This window comes from Pseudomonas sp. TH49, from assembly GCF_016650625.1.
Taxonomy (GTDB): Bacteria; Pseudomonadota; Gammaproteobacteria; order Pseudomonadales; family Pseudomonadaceae; genus Aquipseudomonas; species Aquipseudomonas fluorescens_H.
Genome location: NZ_JAEKFL010000002.1, coordinates 1891465 through 1909462, shown reverse-complemented (window position 1 = coordinate 1909462; position 17998 = coordinate 1891465). Strand labels below are relative to the sequence as shown.

Below are 17998 nucleotides of genomic sequence, written 5' to 3'. Positions count from 1 at the left end.
CTTGCTCGCGCCGGGCTGCGCAGCAGCCCTAACACCTCAAGTCGCAAACAAAACCCCACGAATCTCCCCAGCCCGCGGTGCCACGACGCCCTCCAGCACCATCCGCGTAATCGTCTCCGCCGCCGTCTGATAATCCTCATCCTGCGGCACGGCGCGCCCGGTGATGCAGCCCATTTGCCAGCCAATGTTGGTGTAGGTGCGGGTCGCCGACCAGATGAACAGCATCAGGTGTTCCGGGTCTACCGGGGCCAGGAGGCCGCGTTCGATCCAGCTGCGCAGGCAGTCGACGTTGCGCCGGGCTTCGGCGTGCAGCAGGTCGCGGCACTCGTCTGGCAGTTGGCGACCGCCGAGTAGCAGTTCGCCGCTGAAGACCTTGGCGATGGCCGGGTGTTCGCGAGCGATGCGGATGCGCGCGGCGACGTAGGCGCGCAGGCCGATCATCGGATCGTCGCTTTCGCGCAGCGCTGCCGAGGCTTCCAGCAGTGGTTCGACAAACCCCAACAGGACCTTGGAATAGAGGTTTTCCTTGGTCTGGAAGTAGTAATACAGGTTGGCCTTGGGCACGCCGGCACGGGCGGCGATGTCGCGGGTCTGGGTGGCGTCGAAGCCGTTGGCGGCGAACTCTTCGCTGGCGGCGGCGAGGATCAATTGCTCGTTGCGTACGCGAATGGCGCTCATGGGAACACGGTGTGAATGAATGGCATGGGCGGATACTGGAAAATTCGGTTTCGCAATATACAAAACTATATAGCGATGAGGCCAGCTAACTCGTTCGAGAGCGCTATGCTGGTTCGATAATCAACAAAACGGGGGAGGGAGCATGGCAATCAAGGCACTGCGCGCTACGGCGGCTGATTTGGAGGCGGTGGCAAAACTGTTCGACGCCTATCGCGGTTTCTATCAGCAACCCTTGAACCTGGCGCAATCGCGCGCCTTCATCGCCGAACGCATGGCCGGCAACGAGTCGGCAATTTTCCTCGCGCAGGATGAAAACGCCGAAGCGCTGGGTTTCGTGCAGCTGTATCCGACGTTTTCCTCGATAGATGCCCATCGCACCTGGTTGCTCAGCGATTTGTTCACCGCGCCCGTTGCTCGTGGCCGTGGAGTGGGCAGATTGCTGATGAACACCGCGCGTGACTTTGCGCTGCAGACTGGCGCCAAGGGGCTGGTGCTGGAAACCGCCACCGACAACTTCACTGCGCAGGGTTTGTATGAATCGCTAGGGTATGTGCGCGATACCGGTTACTACACCTACGTGCTCGATTTGCGGCAGGGCTGAGCGGGGTTTTTTGTGTAAATTTTCCGATTCAGCCTTTCCTCACGCGACCGCTCTCTCTAGAATCCGCCCCGCCTCCGCAATGGAGGCTTATTGCTATCATTTGGCTCGGTTCATATAGGGAAGACAACATGCAATTCGGGAAAATCGTGGCGCTGGGCCTGGTGCTCACGCTCGGTGGTTGTGCCAGTTTCACCAAAGACGAAGTCGCGCCGGTCAAGCTGCCATCGATGGCCAGCTACGCGAATAAACCGAACGTGTATGTGGACTTCGACTTCTATCAGGGCGAGCCGAAAAGCACTTCGGCCGTAGAAGTGCCGCAAGCGCGAGATCAGCTCAAACCAGAGCTGCAAAAAATTCTGACCGATTCGGGTCTGTTCGGTCGTGTCACCCTGGACGAGTTCCAGAAGCAGCCGGGTGACTACAGCCTGCGTCTGAAAATGTACAACCATCCGCCGAATGCCGGTTCGATGGTGCTGGCCTTCATCAGTGGTTTCAGTCTGATGGTGATCCCGGCGTACGGCACCGATCAGTACACCATGAGCCTCGAAGCCGTCGATGGCACAGGCCAGGCCCTGACCACCGCGAGCAACCATGATGCGGTCGGTACCTGGATCGGTATCTGGTTCATTCCGCTGATGGGCAACACTCCGAAGGCTGCGGTCAACGACACCTTCGCCCGTCAGGTCAATGCGCTGCTCAAGCAGATGATCGACAACAACACCCTGAAATACTCGGCGCTCGAGACCCGCACTCCGCGGGCTTGATGCCAAAAAAAAGAGCCGCAATCGCGGCTCTTTTTTTGCCCTTACTTCAGGGCCTGGATGAACTGCGGATCGCTGTACAGTTCCTTCAGCAAATCGCGCAGCATCGGGTTATAGGCGTTGACCGCATTCGGAATCGCGATGAAACCGAAGAAGCTGCTGCTCCACTGGCTGCTGACATTTTTGGTAGCGTCGTAAACCACGTTCTGGCCATTGAGCAGGGTGAAGCGTGCCGCGAGTTGGCCTTCGCCCGTGCCCATGCCGGCCGACAGATTGTTCTTCACCACCAGCACTTTCAGCTGACGCTGAGCTTGCGGATCAAGCAGGCCGGCCTTGCGCAGTTCTTCAGTGATCGCGTCCTGGATGTGCGCCGGGATGCTGCCGGACGGCGAGCGCACCGGATTGGCTCGAACTGTCAGCGAACCTTCGCCGGACTCGGCAGTCACCTGCGGATTGCTGACCGCATGCAGGGGCGGAGTCTGCTTGAGCTTTTGAACGTTTTCGAAGCTCGGCTCGTAGCGGGTCATGGTCATGCCACAACCTTGCAGCAGCACTGCCAGCATCGGGATCAACAACAGAGACTTTTTCACGGCGTTTCCTTGCGTGAGGAATAAGGGGGGCGAATTATGGGCAGAGTGCCATCATTGAGCAATCGACTTTGTCCGTGAGGTGTTCAGGGCTTCAACAGATTTTCGATCTGCGCCAGTTCCCAGGTACTGAGCAGATTCACCGGGTCGGTGCCGTAACGGCTATTGAAATGCCATTCGCGGCCATCCGGGCAACGGCAATGTTCACAGTGATGCAAGCGCCCACCCTCAACATCCAGCAATAGGCGCCAGCCCTCGATATCGACCGCAACCAGTCCGGCAGCACCGGACGCCTCTAATCGGTTGAACATCAACACACCCAGCGCAGCCTCGCGCAAGCGCTGGCAAACGTCGCGGGCGGTCAGCAATGCAGTCATGGTCATACTCGGTGGAGGCATAAGCGCGTCAGGATAAATCGCACGGCTACACGTGTCAGCGATCACTGGCCCGATCCCGGACAATTCCGTAACATCCGCAACCCTCTTTTACTCCCGCGAACACCCTCGGCCACGCTCTCAGGTCGTTTAGTCAGGTAAGCCATGAAACCACAACGTCTGCGCGCCGATGTCCTGGCCGGACTCACCACCTCGTTTGCCCTGTTGCCCGAATGCATTGCGTTTGCGCTGGTGGCCCACCTCAATCCGCTGATGGGCCTGTACGGCGCCTTCATCATTTGTACGCTGACCGCGTTGTTCGGCGGGCGGCCGGGGATGGTCTCCGGGGCGGCAGGCTCGATGGCGGTGGTGATCGTCGCGCTGGTGGTGCAGCACGGCGTGCAATACCTGCTCGCGACGGTGTTGCTCGGCGGTCTGATCATGATCGCGTTCGGGCTGCTGCGCCTGGGCAAACTGGTGCGCATGGTGCCGCACCCGGTGATGCTCGGCTTCGTCAACGGCCTGGCGATCATCATTGCACTGGCGCAACTGGAGCATTTCAAGAGCGGCGAACACTGGCTCAGCGGCACGCCGCTGTACCTGATGACCGGGCTGGTGCTGCTGACCATGGCCATTGTCTACATTCTGCCGCGCCTGACCCGTGCGGTGCCGCCGGCACTGGTGGCGATCCTCGGCGTGGGCCTGCTGGTCTACCTGTTCGGCCTGCCAACGCGCACCCTCGGCGACATGGCGCACATTGCCGGCGGTCTGCCGAGCTTCGCGCTGCCGGACATCCCGTGGAACCTGGAGACCCTGCGCATCATCGCCCCATACGCGATTCTGATGGCGTTGGTGGGGCTGCTGGAAACCCTGTTGACCCTGAACCTCACCGACGAAATCACCGAAACCCGTGGTTACCCGGATCGCGAATGCGTCGCCCTGGGTGCGGCGAACGTGGTCTCCGGCGCGTTCGGTGGCATGGGCGGTTGCGCGATGTTAGGTTTATATAAGTAAAAAATTTACGTCCGAGAGCTGAATCGACATAGATGGGCGCTATAAGTGGTTTATAGTTTTCAAAAAAGTATTTAAACTGAATAGGCGTAAATATTTTTACGCCTATTAGATATTTCGAGAGCCATCATAGGTCAATTGAGTAACTACAATCCATGTTGGGTCATTTTTTTATCGGCAGGGTGGGTCAGGCTCAATCAGCGCCAACAGGTAGGGGTTAGCGTCGATTTATCAATTCAGAAAAGTGCTTGGCGGATTCTTCAAGCATCATCTTTGTAGTGGTCTAATGAACCGGACTGTCGTGGTCAACTAATCCCGGACACGACGTTAAGTTTTTTGTCGGCCCGCGCCGGGGCGAACCCATTATTGAACTGATGCGGTCTAATCCTGTTGTACCAATGCATTAGGTAACGCCTGATGTCTCGGTGCGCTCCTTGAGCTGTCATGTAATCCACGGTCGGTATCCATTCAGTTTTCAAGCTGCGAAACACACGCTCCATCGGCGCATTATCCCAACAGTTTCCACGACGGCTCATGCTTTGACGCATGCTGCAACGCCAGAGTCGTTGGCGAAACTGGCGGCTGCCATACTGGGCGGATTCAACCGGTCGTCGCAACACTGGATTGTTGTACAGACTTTAGATACTCATTCAGTGCTTCGGCAGGTGTTTTCCAGCCGATTGTTTTTCGAGGTCTAGTGTTAAGTACGTGAGCTACCGCCTGTATTTTTTGAGCGCTCCAACGAGAGAGGTCAGTGCCTTTCGGGAAGTATTGCCGTAGAAGGCCGTTCGTATTTTCGTTTGTGCCGCGCTGCCATGGACTATGTGGATCAGCAAAGAAAAGCTTTACTCCGGACTCGATGGTAAATCGAGCGTGATCCGACAGCTCCTTTCCACGATCCCAGGTCAAAGATCGCCACAGCTCGATGGGAAGATCAGTCACCGTCTTTTTCAATGCATTGGCCATACTAACAGCCCCATAGCCAGCCAGCGCCGGGCCGTTCTTCGTGCGGGGAATTAGCCCATAACCTTTCTCGCGAGGCAGATGGACGAGCATGGTAAATCGAGTTGAGCGCTCGACCAGAGTTCCAATCGCAGAACGGTTCAGACCGATGATCAGGTCGCCCTCCCAATGCCCGGGTACAGCCCGATCTTCTACCTCAGCAGGGCGACTGGAGATCATGACGTCCTCGCTGACATGTGCCCACACTTTGGCCTGCGCTCTGGCTCTCGGCACGCGCAATGCTCATCCTGAGCGCAGGCAGCTCACCAGTTCGCCCTTGAGAGCTACTCGACCCTAAATGTAGAGCGCCTGATATATGGCTTCATGAGAGATGGGCATGGATTCATCATCCGGAAAATCGATCTGGAGCCGGTTGGCAATCTGTTCAGGCGACCAGCCATTGACTCATTTACGGTCACTGCGATGCGGTTTATTTCGGCCTTTGAAGGGCGCTCGCCGAGGCCCAGAAATCTCACGACCATCGGCGTCTTGAACCTTGCCCTCAAGGCGGTCGCGTACGTATTGGTGCAGTCGCGGATTAGTGACCAGTTTCGCTGGTTTCGGCCTCTTGGCCACCAGTTCTGCCTTCCATTGCGCTACTGACGCTCGATATTCAAGCAGACCGCAACGGGTAGCAGCATTTCGTGTCAGCTACCGTGAAACTGTCGATAGACTTCGTCCAAGGCGACGGGCGATCTCGCGAACGCCAACACTTTGCGCTCGAAGTAGCCCAATCTCTTCTCGCTCTGCAAACGATAAGTATCGTCCTGATATGTGATTCGACATGAATAATGGCATCCCGCCTCGATGACGAAACCAGCGTGTACCTACCGCTGTTGATACGCCAACGGCATGTGCTGCCTTTTCGCTTGTGATGCCTGTTGCAATCTGCACCCAAAATAGCCGCTCGACCTCATTACGAAGTGAGGGTGCACCTGGAGAACGCATCGCTCCCCGGCCCGTCAATTTTTGCATCCATTCTGCGGGTCGTCCAATAAACACCTCGATCAAGGTGTTGCGACGACCGGTTGAATCCGCCCTGCGCGCCCTGATCCGAGTGAAACAGCAGACCTTGAGGCCTACCACGCTGTTCGTAAGCCATGCCCCGCGCCTTGATGACCAGATCCTCATCCGGCTTGTTTAACAGCGCCAAACCCACAATTCGGCGTGCGTAGAGATCCAGAACGACAGCCAGGTAATGCCATTTCCGTTGAGCCCAGATGTAGGTGATGTCGCCACACCAGACCTGATTGGGTGCCGGCACATCAAACTCTCGATTTAAGATATTCGAATATCAGGTCGCTCGACCGTCGCCTGTTTGTAGGCATGTGATCCAGGTTGTTTGCTGACGAACTCCAGTCCCGCATCAGACCACGCACCTTGAACCGCCCGATTTGCTCGCCGTCTTTCGGTATCATCGACACGATGCTGCGGCTATCGGCGGCGCTTCGACTTTGCGTAAAAGTTTTGTTGACCCGACTGCGCAATCGAAGTCGCTAAACGTCCGGAGTTCGGCGCCTGTGGCGGCGGGCGTAGTCATTTGCGACGGACATAAAACGGCTAAAATCTTCTCATCACAACAAACCGGAAATGGCCCAAAGCTGTCATCGTAAATCAACAAAAGGATTACATGGTTTCCGCTTTTTTCAGCGTCGCGCAGACAGTGGGACAAAAAGAAATAAAAGAGAAAACAAGGAATAAATTGAGAAAAATTGGGGGGTACGCGTTTCGCCGTGGTTACCGCGGTACCTGCCACAGCTCGTGAGTTCACTCAATTCTTTGAGTGTGCCCGTGCCGTGCAAATCTGCAAGGTGAACTGCTTAGACCCAGTGTCCAGCACAACCCTTTATTCGTAGCCCAGCTATACCTCATAGCAATTATGTTTTTTTGCATAATTGTGCATAAAGCTATTTTTTGACTCTGAAGTCATGCGCTCGCCCGGCTTTCAAAGTCCTAGCTGCCAGATCTGGGTAGCGTGCGAGATCGAGTGACTTTTTCAGTTGGCGATCACACTCATGTGTCGTAGCGAGCCTGTTTCTATCGGCTTGGCCCGACTGCTAGGGTCAATCTTTAGCAGGCGTAACCAACACGATAGCGCCAATCGCGGGCGTCTCCACCGTAGCCATCCCGCAACGGCTCAGATATCGTATCGCCACTACGAAATATCCATATCGTTCGATTGGCTTCAGTGAGCGAGCGCATCAACAGGGAAGTATTATGGCGGCGATACCAGTGGAGTACCACGGTCGGGAACAGGCTTACGTTAAGCACACGATACTAAAGACCTATCTCCAACGGCTTTTCATGATTATTGGCAGAAATGAAACAGTCATCAATTACGTAGACTGCTTCGCTGGGCCGTGGTCTGAAGAATCTGAGGATTTGCGCGACACCTCTATCGGCATTTCACTGAAGCTGATGAAAGACTGCGCCAAGTCGCTCGAAGAGGTTCACGGCTGCAAAGTTAAATTCCGTGCCTTATACATCGAGAAAAACAAAGAAGCTTTCTCAAAGCTGAAAAGCTTTCTCGACAACGATTCGAGTTCCTGCGTTGCAGCAGACTGCATCCAGGGCGATTACACCACCAAAATTCCTGAGATTGCCGCGTGGGCATCGCATAACTTCACCTTCTTTTTTATCGACCCTAAAGGGTGGCGCAAGGTCATCAACGCTCCGGTGCTTGCTCCACTACTGGCGTTGAACAAAGCAGAGTTCCTCATCAACCTGATGTATGACTTCATCAACAGAGCGATGTCGATGAAAGCCCAGCAGGCAAACGTGGAAGAGCTGTTGGGCAAACCGGTCAGCTTTTCGGGTAATGAGTCGGCGACCGAGCGACAGCGCATTATCGTCACGCAGTACCGCCAGGCCATTGGAAGCCTTTACGGTGGCAGGTCGGCACACGTGACGGTGGAACGTCCTGGGATGGATCGCGTGTTGTATTTCCTGATTTATCTCACCCGACATCCAAAAGGCCTGATTGTCTTTAAAGAGGCCGCCGAGCAAATGCACATGATTCAACGCGTCAGTCAGTTTGAGACAAAATTGCGACAACAATCGAGCAAACGCGCGCCAATCGACGACCTGTTTGGCACCATCGAGGAGCCGCCTGAGGCAACGGGTGCTCACGACAATCGAACGCTTGCAAAGACCTACTTGCTCACAAAGCTCTCGACGAGTCCGATGCTCATAGACAATGAGTGCTGGGCGGGCTTTTTGGAAGAAACGGACCTATACCCTACGGACTTCCAGCTCGCTTTTAAAGAGCTCGTGAAGGAAGGAAAAATATACAACTTGGATACTGACGTTAAAAGTCGGACAAAGAAACCTGTCCGACCTAATTGGCCAAGAGCAAGCGAGCGCTGGGCACTTTGCGCAGAATGATCTCATCAATTCATTGGTGATACCCATGAGCAGAAATAAGTAAAATCCAACCCGTCACCGCTTGTCTTATATATCAAAACAAAGTGACTTTTATTTATGTCGCCAGACTATTTTCCTAGTTTTTTGAAAGCTTTGTGGTATGCTTGAAACTTAGCAGGGATTAGAATATATGCGCCGTCTCTTCGGTGGCGAGTGTTATTTCAAACCCATGATTAAGACTTTCCTGCATGACGACAGGAGTGAAAGTGCAATGAGTACCCAGACGAGCATTGAATGGACTGAAATGACTTGGAACCCTATTGTTGGGTGCACCAAGGTATCGCCGGGCTGTAAGCATTGCTATGCAGAAAACATGGCACATCGTTTGCAAGCGATGGGTACGCCAGGTTACGAGAATGGATTTAAACTTAGCCTGCGCCCGGAAAAACTGCGAGAACCACTTCAGCGCAAAAAGCCGACCATTTATTTTGTAAATTCGATGTCTGACCTGTTTCATGAAAAAGTCCCGGATCATTATATCGATCAGGTCTTTGAGGTAGTTCGCGAAGCAACGCAACATACCTTCCAAATTCTGACAAAACGGGCCGAAAGACTCGCAGACTATTTTAGCAAGCGCACACCACCGACCAATGCCTGGCTGGGTGTCTCGGTTGAGGACAAGGCATACGGTGTTCCTCGTATTGATTGCCTGCGTCGGGTCAATGCAACAATCAGATTTCTTTCGGCAGAACCTCTTCTGGAGGATTTAGGCGAGATCGATCTGACCGACATCCACTGGGTGATTGTCGGTGGCGAGTCAGGTAATAAGGCACGCCCAATGCAACAGGAATGGGTCGATAACATCCATCGCCAGTGCGACGTATCGGGCTCGGCCTTCTTCTTCAAACAATGGGGAGGCTGGGGGGCAGACGGCGTCAAACGCTCGAAGAAAGCCAATGGGCGGCTGTTGAACGGTCAAACCTGGGATGAGATACCTCTTTTGAATTTAGCCTGAGTTAGGGACAGACGGCATGGCCAAGGATGAAAAATACAAATGGAATATTTTCACAGGAACGTATCCCCAGATTGACCCGCACAGCAAGATAAAACACAAAATCATTGAGGATTATATTCGAACTTACATCACAGTCGTGATGAGCAATCAGCGAATCCCCAAGATCGGGATAAATATCATTGACGGTTTCTGCGGAGGTGGTGTTTACCAAGATGACGACGGTGTGGGCATCCACTACGGCTCGCCGATCATTGCCTTGGATACCGTTCGACAAACCGTTGCCGAGCTCAACATTCTAAGGCGACAAGATCGCGAGGTTGCAGCCAACTACTACTTCGTAGACATCAAGAAAGACAATATCGATTATTTACGTGGTGTGCTTTTTGAAAGGGGATACAGCCACCTTATCGATCAGAATGTATTTCTGCTCAAGTCCCGCTTTACCAATGCGCTTCCCACTCTGATTAACCAAATCAAGAAATTCAAGCTCTCCGAACGAGCGCTGTTTCTGCTGGATCAATACGCGTACAAAGATGTGCCATTTTCGAGCATTCGAACCATTTTCAATGAAGTGGATAATGCAGAAGTTTTATTAACATTCAACGTGGACAGTTTGATTGACTACTTGTCCGAACGAGATGAGAACCGCAAGGCACTGCAAAACATCGATCTTGAGAAATACATTCCGTGGGAAAAGCTTCCCTCTTTCAAGGCCACGATGCGTCGTGAATGGCAGCACCTCATACAGAGATTTCTGGCAGAAGGTATTCTGAAAGAAAGCGGCGCGGAATTCATGACGGTCTTTTTTCATTACACCCTTCAGTTCCAATCCAAGGACTTACTGGTTCATCCACCTTGCCAACAGCTATCGCGCCAATGCGGTGATGAAAGAAATCCATTGGAAATACGGCAACCACTTTTCGCACTCCATGACACCTGCATTGTTTGTTGGCTACGACACCAAGCGCGACATCCAGGTGACCGATCAGCGAAACCTGGGTTTCGGTGAGGAGCATTTTTTCAATGGTGTAACGGGCAAGCGGATCGAGACGGAGCTGTCTGAACTGCTGCCACGCAAGATCTACGACCAGCCAACCCAGTCATTCGGAATGATGATGAGGGGCATGGCCAACGGAACTATGGCTAACGAAAGCATCGTTCGTGAAGCGCTTCACATGCCGATTCTGTGCAAGGACATCGAAGTCTTTGACAAGGATGGGCGAACCAAGCGCCGCAAAGGCAGCAGCATCAAGTCCACTGACATCCTGATGCCGGCCTCTCAACGCACCATGTTTTTCACCCCGTCGGTATCGGTGCCTCGCAAGGCGCAGTCAGACGCTGACGATTGAAGACCACCCGAGTAGATTCACAAAATATTATTTCGCCCATTATCGAATTGTTTTTTGCGCGGCGGCTCACTGATGTCAGGAGTTGTTGATGGTAGGTAAAAAAATAATTTGGGCCACTGCGGTGACTCTCGTATTGCTTTTTGCGGGTTTGGCGCAGGCTCAACAGCCGGCGGTAGTCGCTCAGCGACCCGTGACCGTGCCATATGAAGTAACTGAAGGTACGTTCCTTAATCTGACACTGGAGCGTGTAGACCCGAACTATGTTGCGGCAATGGTCTACGAGAACGTGGCAATCGCACGAGGTAGCCGCTTGTTTGGACGTCTGGTCAACAAGGTCAACGACTCACACGATGTGTATTTCACACAGCTGCCGCTCAGCACCGGGCAAACGCTCAGTCTTGATCCTCCACTGCAAGCCACTTCTCCACTGGGTTCTGCAGGCATCATCGACTTCAAGCCAGCAGCCATTGCTGGAACCATCTGGCGACGAGATCAGGTAATGCCCCATTAATGGCATTGCGCTCAAGAAAACGGGTGCACACAACAGCTACTCCCGATGGACAGGGCTCTACCCAGAGCCGTTCCCCATAGATAGGGCCTGTTGACGTTTCACATGGGCAACCATAGGAACCCGCAGGCCATGGCTATCATGCTCTCATAATTCCGCTTCAGCTTGTCGTATCGAAACGCCACGGCCCGGTAGTGTTTCAGCCGCGCAAAGGCGTTTTCAACCAGATGCCGGTAGCGATACAGCCCCCTGTCCAAGTCGGCATTGCCCCTGATCGAGTTGCGCTTTCTGGGGATCACCGGTCGGGCGCCCTGTGTCTCGATCTGTTCGCGGATGGGCTCACTGTCATAACCCTTGTCCGCCACGATCACCTCGGCAGACGGCAGCTGTGCAATGAGTCGGGAGCTGCTGTGCAGTCGTTGATGTCACCTCCGGTAATCTCGAAAGCCACAGGCAAGCCATGCGCATCAACAGCCAGGTGGATCTTGCTCGTATGGCCGGCGCGACTTTTACCGATCGCTTCAGGCTGACCACTGGCCGCACCGGCACTGTGCTGATGAGCCTTTACATAGGTGCCATCGATGAATGCCCACTCAAAGTCGGGCTCCTCGAGCAAAGCGTTGAAAACGCTGAGCCACTTGCCGGCCGCCGACCAGGCGTTGAAGCGTTTGTAGACCGAGTTCCAGCAGCCGAAGGCGCGGGGCAGGTCTCGCCAGGGACAGCCCACACGCATTCGGTAAAGCATTCCCTCAACTGTCATCCGCAGATGTGGCTTGTGATAAATCGCTTGTTGAAGCAGAATTTTTTCCAGCTTCGGCCAAAGCTCGTCACTGAGCATCAATCGGGGCATTGCAAGCCCGCAGGATTTTTCAGAAGGAAGCGTTATCAAGATAACGCCTCCCAGGGCTAGCATCTCAGGCAATGGGGATCAATGGATCCGCCGCCGCCCACGCTGCATCACGGTTGGCGGCCGGAGGGTAGATCCACACAGTGTTGATCTGCGTTTTGAGCGATTTGCCTTCCTGCCGGGTCAACTTGACCTGGCGATCCCATCCTTCGGTGTAGACCGCACCCCAGCCCCCCAAGTCCAGGCAGGTGACGTACTTGGGCTGACTGTACGAGGTCGGATCCACACCTAAAATCTGCGCGGCAACGTTGTTGCCAGCGTGGCGGCCCAGGACGATGGCGTGCTGGCAAGTCATCAGTGCATGGTTGCCAAGGTCATCGGTGGCGGCGTAAGCAACATCGCCGGTGGCAAAGATGTCTTGCTGGCCGATGACTTTCAGGTGGGAATCCACATGCAGACGACCGAGGAAATCGCGTTCACCTGGGATCTGCTCGGTCAGCGAGCTGGCCCGCACACCAGTGGTCCAGACCACGGTCTTCGCTACAATACGCTGGCCATCGTTAAGGGTTACCCCATTTTCATCGACTGCTACCACAGACGATTTCAAGCGCCATTTCACCCCTAGCTCATCGCTGGCCTCGGCGATCGACCTACTGATTTCGGCCCCCATTGACGCCCCGACTTTTTCACTACGATCTACGATGATCACTTCTATGTCCGCATGATCACCTAGTATGGCCCGCAGACGAGCCGGCATTTCGGTCGCCGTTTCAATGCCGGTGAAGCCGCCGCCAGCAATCACTACAGTATTGCGGCCTTTGCTTTCTGGAAGGCCTGCCAGGGACTTGAGGTGGTTCTCCAAACGTACGGCTTGCTCGATCTGGTCCACATCGAAGGCGTATTCCGCCACACCTTGAGTGTTGGGCATCGCGAGCCGGCTGCCAGTGGCTAGAACAAGTTTGTCGTAGCTGCGCACTTGCTTGGTGCCAGAGGTATCGATGTAACCGACACATTTTTGCTGAACGTCGATGGTCTCTGCGGCTCCCTTGATGAACTTGACACCTACCGCATCGAACAGCTCGCCAATCGGCGCGACCAGTCGGTGCGCATCAGGCTCGTAAAAACGCGGACGGACGCGCAACTCGGCCTGAGGGGCCAGCACGGTCACTTCAACGTCGTTGTGACCATGAATGTCGAAAAGGCGCGTGGCACTCAAAGCCGTCCACATACCACCGAAACCTGCGCCAATAATCAGAATCTGCTGTTTCATTTTTAACCCCTGGTGGGAAGTCATGAATTCGTTAAAGAGTCACGCTTATCGGTAGCGGACGTGAAGCCGGAGCAAGGCGATCTTGGAAAACAGCCACCGTAGAAGCTCGAGAAACAACGACTATATTAGTCGTAGTTTTTAATGGCAAGATATTTTTCATGAGCCATCCGAGCGAATTTCTGAAGAGAATTTTTGAGCAATGGGTACTCAATAGAATATTTTCACCACAAAATTAGGCGTGTAAGTGATTTTTAAAGGTAGAAAGTCCCATGTCACAGCGTGCGAGGATCGTTGTCCCCCTCACTGATCGCTGCTAATATATGCGACTAATTAGGTCGGAGATCTAAATGTCTCTTTACAGCGCGGGCGTTGAGTACGGCATTCATTGCCTGATTTTTTTGGTGGGCGATGGCGGCGAAAGCCGTGAGGCGAGCGTGCGTGATCTTGCAGAATTGCAAGGCGTACCTCTGGATTACCTGGCGAAGATTTTCACCAAGCTGGCTAAGTCCAAACTGGTTGTAGCAACGGAAGGCGTGCGCGGAGGGTTCAAGCTGTCGAGGCCTTCTGACGAAATCAGCATTCTTGATATCGTCAACGCCATCGACGGTCAGAAGCTCATTTTTGATTGCCGAGAGATTCGCGGCCGTTGCGCCCTGTTCGAAGGCTCTCCGCCTGCCTGGGCGCTAGACGGCCATTGCTCGGTTCACGCGGCGATGATGACGGCACAGAAACGCATGGAAGAAGCTCTCGCCCAACAAACCATTCTTGATCTTGCAAGAAAGGTCGGACGAAAATCTCCAACTGACTTCCCGGCCCAGGTAGGCAGATGGATAAACGATCGTCGAGAAAAGAAAAGCAGCGCGCAGACTGCTGACGACCGGACCATCCAAGTGACCAACATTTCGGACTGAGTAATCGGCGGTCTCAAGGAGCAAGTGCAGCACTTGATGTAAGGGGTTGCCATGTCTACCCAATACAACCACCTGAGTACCGGGGAGCGCGTCACCATTATGGTTATGCTATTTCAACGGCAGACGCTGCGAGCTATTAGGCCGGCATGTGAAACGTCAACAAGCCCTAGGCTATCTGCGAGCCTACCCGTTTGACGGTATCAAGATCGACAAGCGATTTATCGCCTCCATCGGCAACGGTGAAAATGACCGCGCGGTGGTGCAGGCCATCATCAGCCTCGGCAAGGCGATGGGGTTGACCGTGACCGCCGAAGGCGTTGAGACCGAGGAGCAACTGGGCATTCTGGGCAAAGATGCATGCCATGAGGTCCAGGGTTACCTGATGAGCAGACCGGTGGACAAGGCGACGTTTGCAAAGCTGCTCAAAGCATCGAGATTCGAACAGCGACTCGACCCACGCGTCCTCTGAAGTCTTGGCTTACCGTCGGGACCGGAATCTAGGCGTCGGCCGACAGTATACAAGCCACTAGAGAACGTACAGGACATGCGGTGCCGCATTGGAGTGCTTCGTCGCCACGCCCTCAACATTTTCACAGCGCAAGCTTGTCATCAGCCCTGGTAAGGAAAGAACAGATGGGTGGACAGGGCTTGAAGAGAATCTCAGCGCTTTGGGGAACACATCGCCCTCTGCCGACTCCTATTTCCACCGCCGGCGTACACCTTTGCTACCTGGCGCTTGTAAGTTGTCGGACTACAATGCGAGTTCGACTATCTCAATAAGCCTAGAGTAGGGATCAGGAATTGAAGCTCAATTGGGAAAGTTTGTTGCCCGTATCCGGCAAAGTCATTGTTATTGAGGATGACCCCACGCTTCGCGCACTGATGGTCGACATCCTTTCGGAGATTGGCGCACCTTCTCTGGCATTCGCCACCGCGGATGATGCTCTCACGCATTTGCTCGAAGCCCATGTCCCTTGTCCCCTGGTGGTAGTCGATCATGCACTGCCTGGGCAAATTCAAGGGGCCGAATTTATCGAAATGGTGAAGGTTAAATGGCCGTCAACAGGCTCAATCCTCATCTCGGGGTATATGTTGGAACCTGCGACCATTCCTCACTCCACGACCTGTCTGCAAAAACCCTGGGCCATGGATGACTTCATCGCCGCCGTGGCGGAGGTTTTACAACCCGGCTACCCCTTACGCAAAACCTGAACCCGTTGGCTTTCAGTGATCCTTGGGGATCACTGAAATCTTCCCGTTTCGCTCCAATATCGCAAATTTGATCTCCTCCACGGTCTCGATGCCCTGGTTTGAACGTGCGGCCTCCATGAGGTCTGCCTCTATCAGGTGCGCGTGACGCAAGCGTTCGTACAGGATCTTGCCGTGTTCGACGAGAACCGTGGGTTCGCCATCGATGAGTCGGGAAACGAACGAGGAGCGTCGTTTCAAAAGCGACAGTCCGACATCGACGGCGATCAGCGTGACCATCACGACGATGGAATTGGTCAGCGAAAAGTCATCCCCAAGCAACGCCTGCTGCGTAGCCTCGCCGATGATCATGAGCAGCACGAAATCGAAGGTCGTCAACTCCGCCAAAGACCGCCGGCCGGCAATCTTGAACAGGATCATCAACGCCACTTACATGGCGGCCGCACGTATAACCGAGTCCATAGCGCACCTAAGGGAGAATGTATTGAGTAACGTTCACCGGCGAAGATCCCGGCACCGATAGGCGGCTGGTGTAACCGCCGAGGCCATCGCCTCGCAGCGTCAAATAAAGCGTCGCCCGTCCTTGCGGATCCGTTTGCAACCAGGCCTTGATCCCGTCCCCGGCGCTGACCGATTTCACAGGCTCCGGTTGCATGGATTCAATGCTGAAGCCGTCGAGAAAATCCCCCGAAAGCTCAATCTCCACCTGCGACTCAGGCCGACCACTGACAGCAATCTTCATCGGGTTCGTCGAACCGTTGCGGTGAACGATCTCGTAGTGTGCCGAAAGCCTGCCGTCTGCGCTGTGGACTTCCCGAGCGCTAAGTGGCCCGCGTGAAAACACGCCTAACAGGCCCATCAACACCACGGCGACCAAGGCATACCAACCCCATCGCTCAAACCGCCAAACCTTCAGTTGATACGGCATGTCTTCGCACACCGGATGCTTGCGGCTTTCGAAATCAGAATGCTGATGATCATCCTTGGCCACTGTCCTCAGGTTTGCTCGCCGGCGAGGGTCCGCTGATGGAAATGAGCGAGTGCCTCCAAGGCATGCTCGGCGGCCAGCAGTTGTACCTCACAGCGAGAGCCAAAAAACCGAAGCTGACGGGTGAATACACTCTGGCCCTGATTCGTCTGAAAGGCCCAAGCAAAACAGATGGTCCTGGCCGGAATACCGTCTACATCGTCGGGGCCGAGAATGCCGGTGGTGGCCAGCGCCACATTGGCGGGACTGTCGCGCAAGGCGCCAACTGCCATTTCCCGCGCCACCTCACAGCTGGTGAGGTTGAACTTCTCGATGGTGGTCGGACTGACGTTCAACAAGCGCTTTTTCGCCTCCGGCGAATAGACCACGTAGCCGCTCTCGATCAACTCGCCACTGCCTTCGACCTCAGACAGGAGCGTGATGATTTTACCGGCGGTGCACGACTCGGCCGTTGTTAACCGCAACGCGTTTTGGCGTAGATCAGAGACCGTGACGTCAGCCGTGGACATGCATTCTTCCTTGCCTGTCATGGTAGTCAGCACCTGCGACTGCTAGCAGGTACGCCTTGTCTGCCGTCATCCGCAACTCTCGCCACTCCTGCCAGTTCACGACGTCCAGCCGATCCATTTCATCAGCCTGGCGCAAGAGCTCCTTGTGGTACGCGTCCGGACAGTCCATCCGCAGCGAGCAATCATCCAGCGCCCTGTGCCATCGCGCGTAGGCACGCAGCTTGGCCTCCTGTTCTGGGGAAAGAACATTTCTGCAGGTGTTCATGGCGAGAGTTCTCGGGCACGGTTTGAAGGTTGAGCCTAAGAAATCAGGGACAGTTCACCAGAGTCGACCAAAGGAAGCGCTGCCCTTCATGAACCAGATGCAGGGGGCGACAGAAAGTGGTCGTGACAAGAAGAGTGCTGCATGTTTTTTTGGAATTTTTCTGCCCCGGATTGCTCCTTAGCATATGAGCATAAGGAGGGCCTCATGAGTCAGAACGATCTGTACGTCATTGAATATCAGCTGCATGGGAAGCCTAAGTCATTCGTTATTCGTTCTCCCAAAATGCGTAACGCCGATGCTTGGCATTGGGCTTGCTGCGACGCGGACCTGGCGCCCATTCCAAAACCCGGAAAGCCGCCGCTCAAAGTTTTCAGCAAACCGATGGCCGAACGATTTGGCGTGACGGATGTAAAATGGCGTGAAACCACTGAAGTGGAATGGACTGAGGCAGCCTCACCATGAGCCAGACCACGCCATCGTCGGCTGACCAGAAGGATGATGAGCTGGCACGTAACGCCGCTCTTTTCTTCGAGGCAGACCGCCTGGAAGCGTATGCCTACAGCCTGATCGAGGGCGATTCGACCAGTGCTCTCTCGTGGGAGCGCTTTACCGAGGCAAAGGGGTTGGCGGATGCCAAACGCAGCGAGGCGCAGCAGGATCTGTTGCGCATTCGCGGCCAGTCTTCGACTGCTGCACCGACGGAACCAAGCAGCGAAGCGTCGGGGCCTAAGTCGCCCGGCGAGTAACAGA

The 17998-nt window shown here is 54.6% G+C and carries 18 protein-coding genes and 6 pseudogenes; 12 read left to right on the top strand and 12 right to left on the bottom strand.

The features are described 5' to 3' along the window. Window positions 1-36: 36 nt before the first annotated feature. Window positions 37-678, bottom strand: a complete 642-nt coding sequence (locus tag JFU48_RS25835) for a TetR/AcrR family transcriptional regulator (RefSeq protein WP_045122389.1) — start codon at window positions 676-678, stop codon at window positions 37-39. 142 nt (window positions 679-820) lie between these two features. Here JFU48_RS25835 and JFU48_RS25830 point away from each other — a divergent pair, with 142 nt between their 5' ends. Next, entirely contained in the window at window positions 821-1279 is a 459-nt protein-coding gene (locus JFU48_RS25830; protein WP_201138117.1) for a GNAT family N-acetyltransferase, read from the top strand. A gap of 128 nt (window positions 1280-1407) precedes the next feature. Continuing rightward, window positions 1408-2043, top strand: coding sequence for a hypothetical protein (locus JFU48_RS25825; protein WP_003223880.1), 636 nt, complete (start codon window positions 1408-1410; stop codon window positions 2041-2043). A gap of 41 nt (window positions 2044-2084) precedes the next feature. On the opposite strand, the gene JFU48_RS25820 is transcribed toward JFU48_RS25825, so the two are convergent. Both JFU48_RS25820 and JFU48_RS25815 read right to left on the bottom strand, forming a co-directional pair. Further along, window positions 2085-2630: a hypothetical protein gene (locus JFU48_RS25820; RefSeq protein ID WP_003223882.1), complete on the bottom strand. Its 546-nt coding sequence runs from the start codon at window positions 2628-2630 to the stop codon at window positions 2085-2087. 83 nt (window positions 2631-2713) lie between these two features. After that, the gene (locus JFU48_RS25815; RefSeq protein WP_003223884.1) at window positions 2714-3004 is read right to left on the bottom strand and encodes a DUF7693 family protein; all 291 of its coding nucleotides are present in this window, start codon (window positions 3002-3004) and stop codon (window positions 2714-2716) included. A gap of 162 nt (window positions 3005-3166) precedes the next feature. Between JFU48_RS25815 and JFU48_RS25810 the strand changes: the two are divergent. After that, window positions 3167-4003: pseudogene (locus JFU48_RS25810) on the top strand (SulP family inorganic anion transporter); the annotation flags it as partial. A gap of 314 nt (window positions 4004-4317) precedes the next feature. Here JFU48_RS25810 and JFU48_RS25805 read toward each other — a convergent pair. From JFU48_RS25805 to JFU48_RS25795, 3 pseudogenes are all read right to left on the bottom strand, one after another. Further along, a pseudogene (locus JFU48_RS25805) lies at window positions 4318-4614 on the bottom strand (integrase core domain-containing protein); the annotation flags it as partial. Further along, a pseudogene (locus JFU48_RS25800) lies at window positions 4613-5989 on the bottom strand (IS30 family transposase). The pseudogenes JFU48_RS25805 and JFU48_RS25800, both read right to left, overlap by 2 nt. A gap of 28 nt (window positions 5990-6017) precedes the next feature. Then, window positions 6018-6549 (bottom strand): annotated as a pseudogene (locus JFU48_RS25795) (DDE-type integrase/transposase/recombinase); the annotation flags it as partial. Between the two features lie 682 nt (window positions 6550-7231). Here JFU48_RS25795 and tcmP point away from each other — a divergent pair. The 4 genes and pseudogenes from tcmP (at window position 7232) to JFU48_RS25775 (ending at window position 11252) form a co-directional block, all read left to right on the top strand. Further along, a complete protein-coding gene (tcmP, locus tag JFU48_RS25790; protein WP_201138116.1) occupies window positions 7232-8398 on the top strand; it encodes a three-Cys-motif partner protein TcmP in 1167 nt (388 codons plus the stop codon). A gap of 250 nt (window positions 8399-8648) precedes the next feature. Continuing rightward, on the top strand, window positions 8649-9392 hold the full coding sequence (locus JFU48_RS25785; RefSeq protein WP_201138540.1) for a phage Gp37/Gp68 family protein: 744 nt from the start codon (window positions 8649-8651) through the stop codon (window positions 9390-9392). A gap of 16 nt (window positions 9393-9408) precedes the next feature. After that, window positions 9409-10741: pseudogene (locus tag JFU48_RS25780) on the top strand (three-Cys-motif partner protein TcmP). 88 nt (window positions 10742-10829) lie between these two features. After that, window positions 10830-11252 carry a hypothetical protein gene (locus JFU48_RS25775; RefSeq protein ID WP_201138115.1) on the top strand — a complete coding sequence of 141 codons (423 nt, stop codon included), beginning with the start codon at window positions 10830-10832 and terminating at the stop codon, window positions 11250-11252. A gap of 98 nt (window positions 11253-11350) precedes the next feature. Here JFU48_RS25775 and JFU48_RS25770 read toward each other — a convergent pair. Next, a protein-coding gene (locus JFU48_RS25770) for an IS5 family transposase (protein WP_201138539.1) occupies window positions 11351-12099 on the bottom strand; the annotation gives its coding sequence in 2 pieces (ribosomal slippage) (window positions 11351-11652 and window positions 11652-12099; 750 coding nt in all). Between the two features lie 64 nt (window positions 12100-12163). Continuing rightward, window positions 12164-13366, bottom strand: coding sequence for an NAD(P)/FAD-dependent oxidoreductase (locus JFU48_RS25765; protein ID WP_201138114.1), 1203 nt, complete (start codon window positions 13364-13366; stop codon window positions 12164-12166). A gap of 347 nt (window positions 13367-13713) precedes the next feature. On the opposite strand from JFU48_RS25765, the gene JFU48_RS25760 reads away from it, so the two are divergent. From JFU48_RS25760 to JFU48_RS25750, 3 genes and pseudogenes are all read left to right on the top strand, one after another. After that, window positions 13714-14277 (top strand): RrF2 family transcriptional regulator, encoded by a 564-nt coding sequence (locus tag JFU48_RS25760; RefSeq protein ID WP_127195457.1) that lies wholly within the window; start codon window positions 13714-13716, stop codon window positions 14275-14277. Window positions 14278-14440: 163 nt separating this feature from the next. After that, window positions 14441-14746, top strand: a pseudogene (locus JFU48_RS25755) (EAL domain-containing protein); the annotation flags it as partial. A 332-nt stretch (window positions 14747-15078) separates the two neighbouring features. Continuing rightward, window positions 15079-15489 (top strand): response regulator, encoded by a 411-nt coding sequence (locus JFU48_RS25750; RefSeq protein WP_201138113.1) that lies wholly within the window; start codon window positions 15079-15081, stop codon window positions 15487-15489. Window positions 15490-15501: 12 nt separating this feature from the next. Here JFU48_RS25750 and JFU48_RS25745 read toward each other — a convergent pair whose 3' ends face one another. Genes JFU48_RS25745 through JFU48_RS25730 form a run of 4 tightly spaced genes read right to left on the bottom strand, consistent with a single transcriptional unit; the run spans window position 15502 to window position 17248 of the window. After that, window positions 15502-15906 carry a DUF421 domain-containing protein gene (locus JFU48_RS25745; RefSeq protein ID WP_201138112.1) on the bottom strand — a complete coding sequence of 135 codons (405 nt, stop codon included), beginning with the start codon at window positions 15904-15906 and terminating at the stop codon, window positions 15502-15504. Window positions 15907-15955: 49 nt separating this feature from the next. Next, window positions 15956-16477, bottom strand: a complete 522-nt coding sequence (locus JFU48_RS25740) for a hypothetical protein (RefSeq protein WP_342216061.1) — start codon at window positions 16475-16477, stop codon at window positions 15956-15958. Between the two features lie 5 nt (window positions 16478-16482). Then, window positions 16483-16983 carry a CinA family protein gene (locus JFU48_RS25735; protein WP_201138111.1) on the bottom strand — a complete coding sequence of 167 codons (501 nt, stop codon included), beginning with the start codon at window positions 16981-16983 and terminating at the stop codon, window positions 16483-16485. Then, on the bottom strand, window positions 16970-17248 hold the full coding sequence (locus JFU48_RS25730; RefSeq protein WP_201138110.1) for a hypothetical protein: 279 nt from the start codon (window positions 17246-17248) through the stop codon (window positions 16970-16972). The genes JFU48_RS25735 and JFU48_RS25730 overlap by 14 nt, the downstream gene beginning before the upstream one ends. Window positions 17249-17452: 204 nt before the next feature. Between JFU48_RS25730 and JFU48_RS25725 the strand changes: the two genes are divergently transcribed. Then, the gene (locus JFU48_RS25725) at window positions 17453-17710 is read left to right on the top strand and encodes a DUF6555 family protein (protein ID WP_201138109.1); all 258 of its coding nucleotides are present in this window, start codon (window positions 17453-17455) and stop codon (window positions 17708-17710) included. Next, on the top strand, window positions 17707-17994 hold the full coding sequence (locus JFU48_RS25720; RefSeq protein ID WP_242486718.1) for a hypothetical protein: 288 nt from the start codon (window positions 17707-17709) through the stop codon (window positions 17992-17994). Before JFU48_RS25725 ends, JFU48_RS25720 begins: the two co-directional genes overlap by 4 nt. Window positions 17995-17998 lie beyond the last annotated feature (4 nt).

What these genes read in the sequence shown, in the direction of transcription:
- JFU48_RS25735 (WP_201138111.1), bottom strand. Translation starts at nt 16,983, where the DNA reads ATGTCCACGGCTGACGTCACGGTCTCTGATCTACGCCAAAACGCGTTG.
- JFU48_RS25745 (WP_201138112.1), bottom strand. Translation starts at nt 15,906, where the DNA reads ATGATCCTGTTCAAGATTGCCGGCCGGCGGTCTTTGGCGGAGTTGACG.
- JFU48_RS25825 (WP_003223880.1), top strand. Translation starts at nt 1,408, where the DNA reads ATGCAATTCGGGAAAATCGTGGCGCTGGGCCTGGTGCTCACGCTCGGT.
- JFU48_RS25835 (WP_045122389.1), bottom strand. Translation starts at nt 678, where the DNA reads ATGAGCGCCATTCGCGTACGCAACGAGCAATTGATCCTCGCCGCCGCC.
- JFU48_RS25765 (WP_201138114.1), bottom strand. Translation starts at nt 13,366, where the DNA reads ATGAAACAGCAGATTCTGATTATTGGCGCAGGTTTCGGTGGTATGTGG.
- JFU48_RS25725 (WP_201138109.1), top strand. Translation starts at nt 17,453, where the DNA reads ATGAGTCAGAACGATCTGTACGTCATTGAATATCAGCTGCATGGGAAG.
- JFU48_RS25830 (WP_201138117.1), top strand. Translation starts at nt 821, where the DNA reads ATGGCAATCAAGGCACTGCGCGCTACGGCGGCTGATTTGGAGGCGGTG.
- JFU48_RS25760 (WP_127195457.1), top strand. Translation starts at nt 13,714, where the DNA reads ATGTCTCTTTACAGCGCGGGCGTTGAGTACGGCATTCATTGCCTGATT.
- tcmP (WP_201138116.1), top strand. Translation starts at nt 7,232, where the DNA reads ATGGCGGCGATACCAGTGGAGTACCACGGTCGGGAACAGGCTTACGTT.
- JFU48_RS25785 (WP_201138540.1), top strand. Translation starts at nt 8,649, where the DNA reads ATGAGTACCCAGACGAGCATTGAATGGACTGAAATGACTTGGAACCCT.
- JFU48_RS25720 (WP_242486718.1), top strand. Translation starts at nt 17,707, where the DNA reads ATGAGCCAGACCACGCCATCGTCGGCTGACCAGAAGGATGATGAGCTG.
- JFU48_RS25775 (WP_201138115.1), top strand. Translation starts at nt 10,830, where the DNA reads ATGGTAGGTAAAAAAATAATTTGGGCCACTGCGGTGACTCTCGTATTG.
- JFU48_RS25730 (WP_201138110.1), bottom strand. Translation starts at nt 17,248, where the DNA reads ATGAACACCTGCAGAAATGTTCTTTCCCCAGAACAGGAGGCCAAGCTG.
- JFU48_RS25815 (WP_003223884.1), bottom strand. Translation starts at nt 3,004, where the DNA reads ATGACTGCATTGCTGACCGCCCGCGACGTTTGCCAGCGCTTGCGCGAG.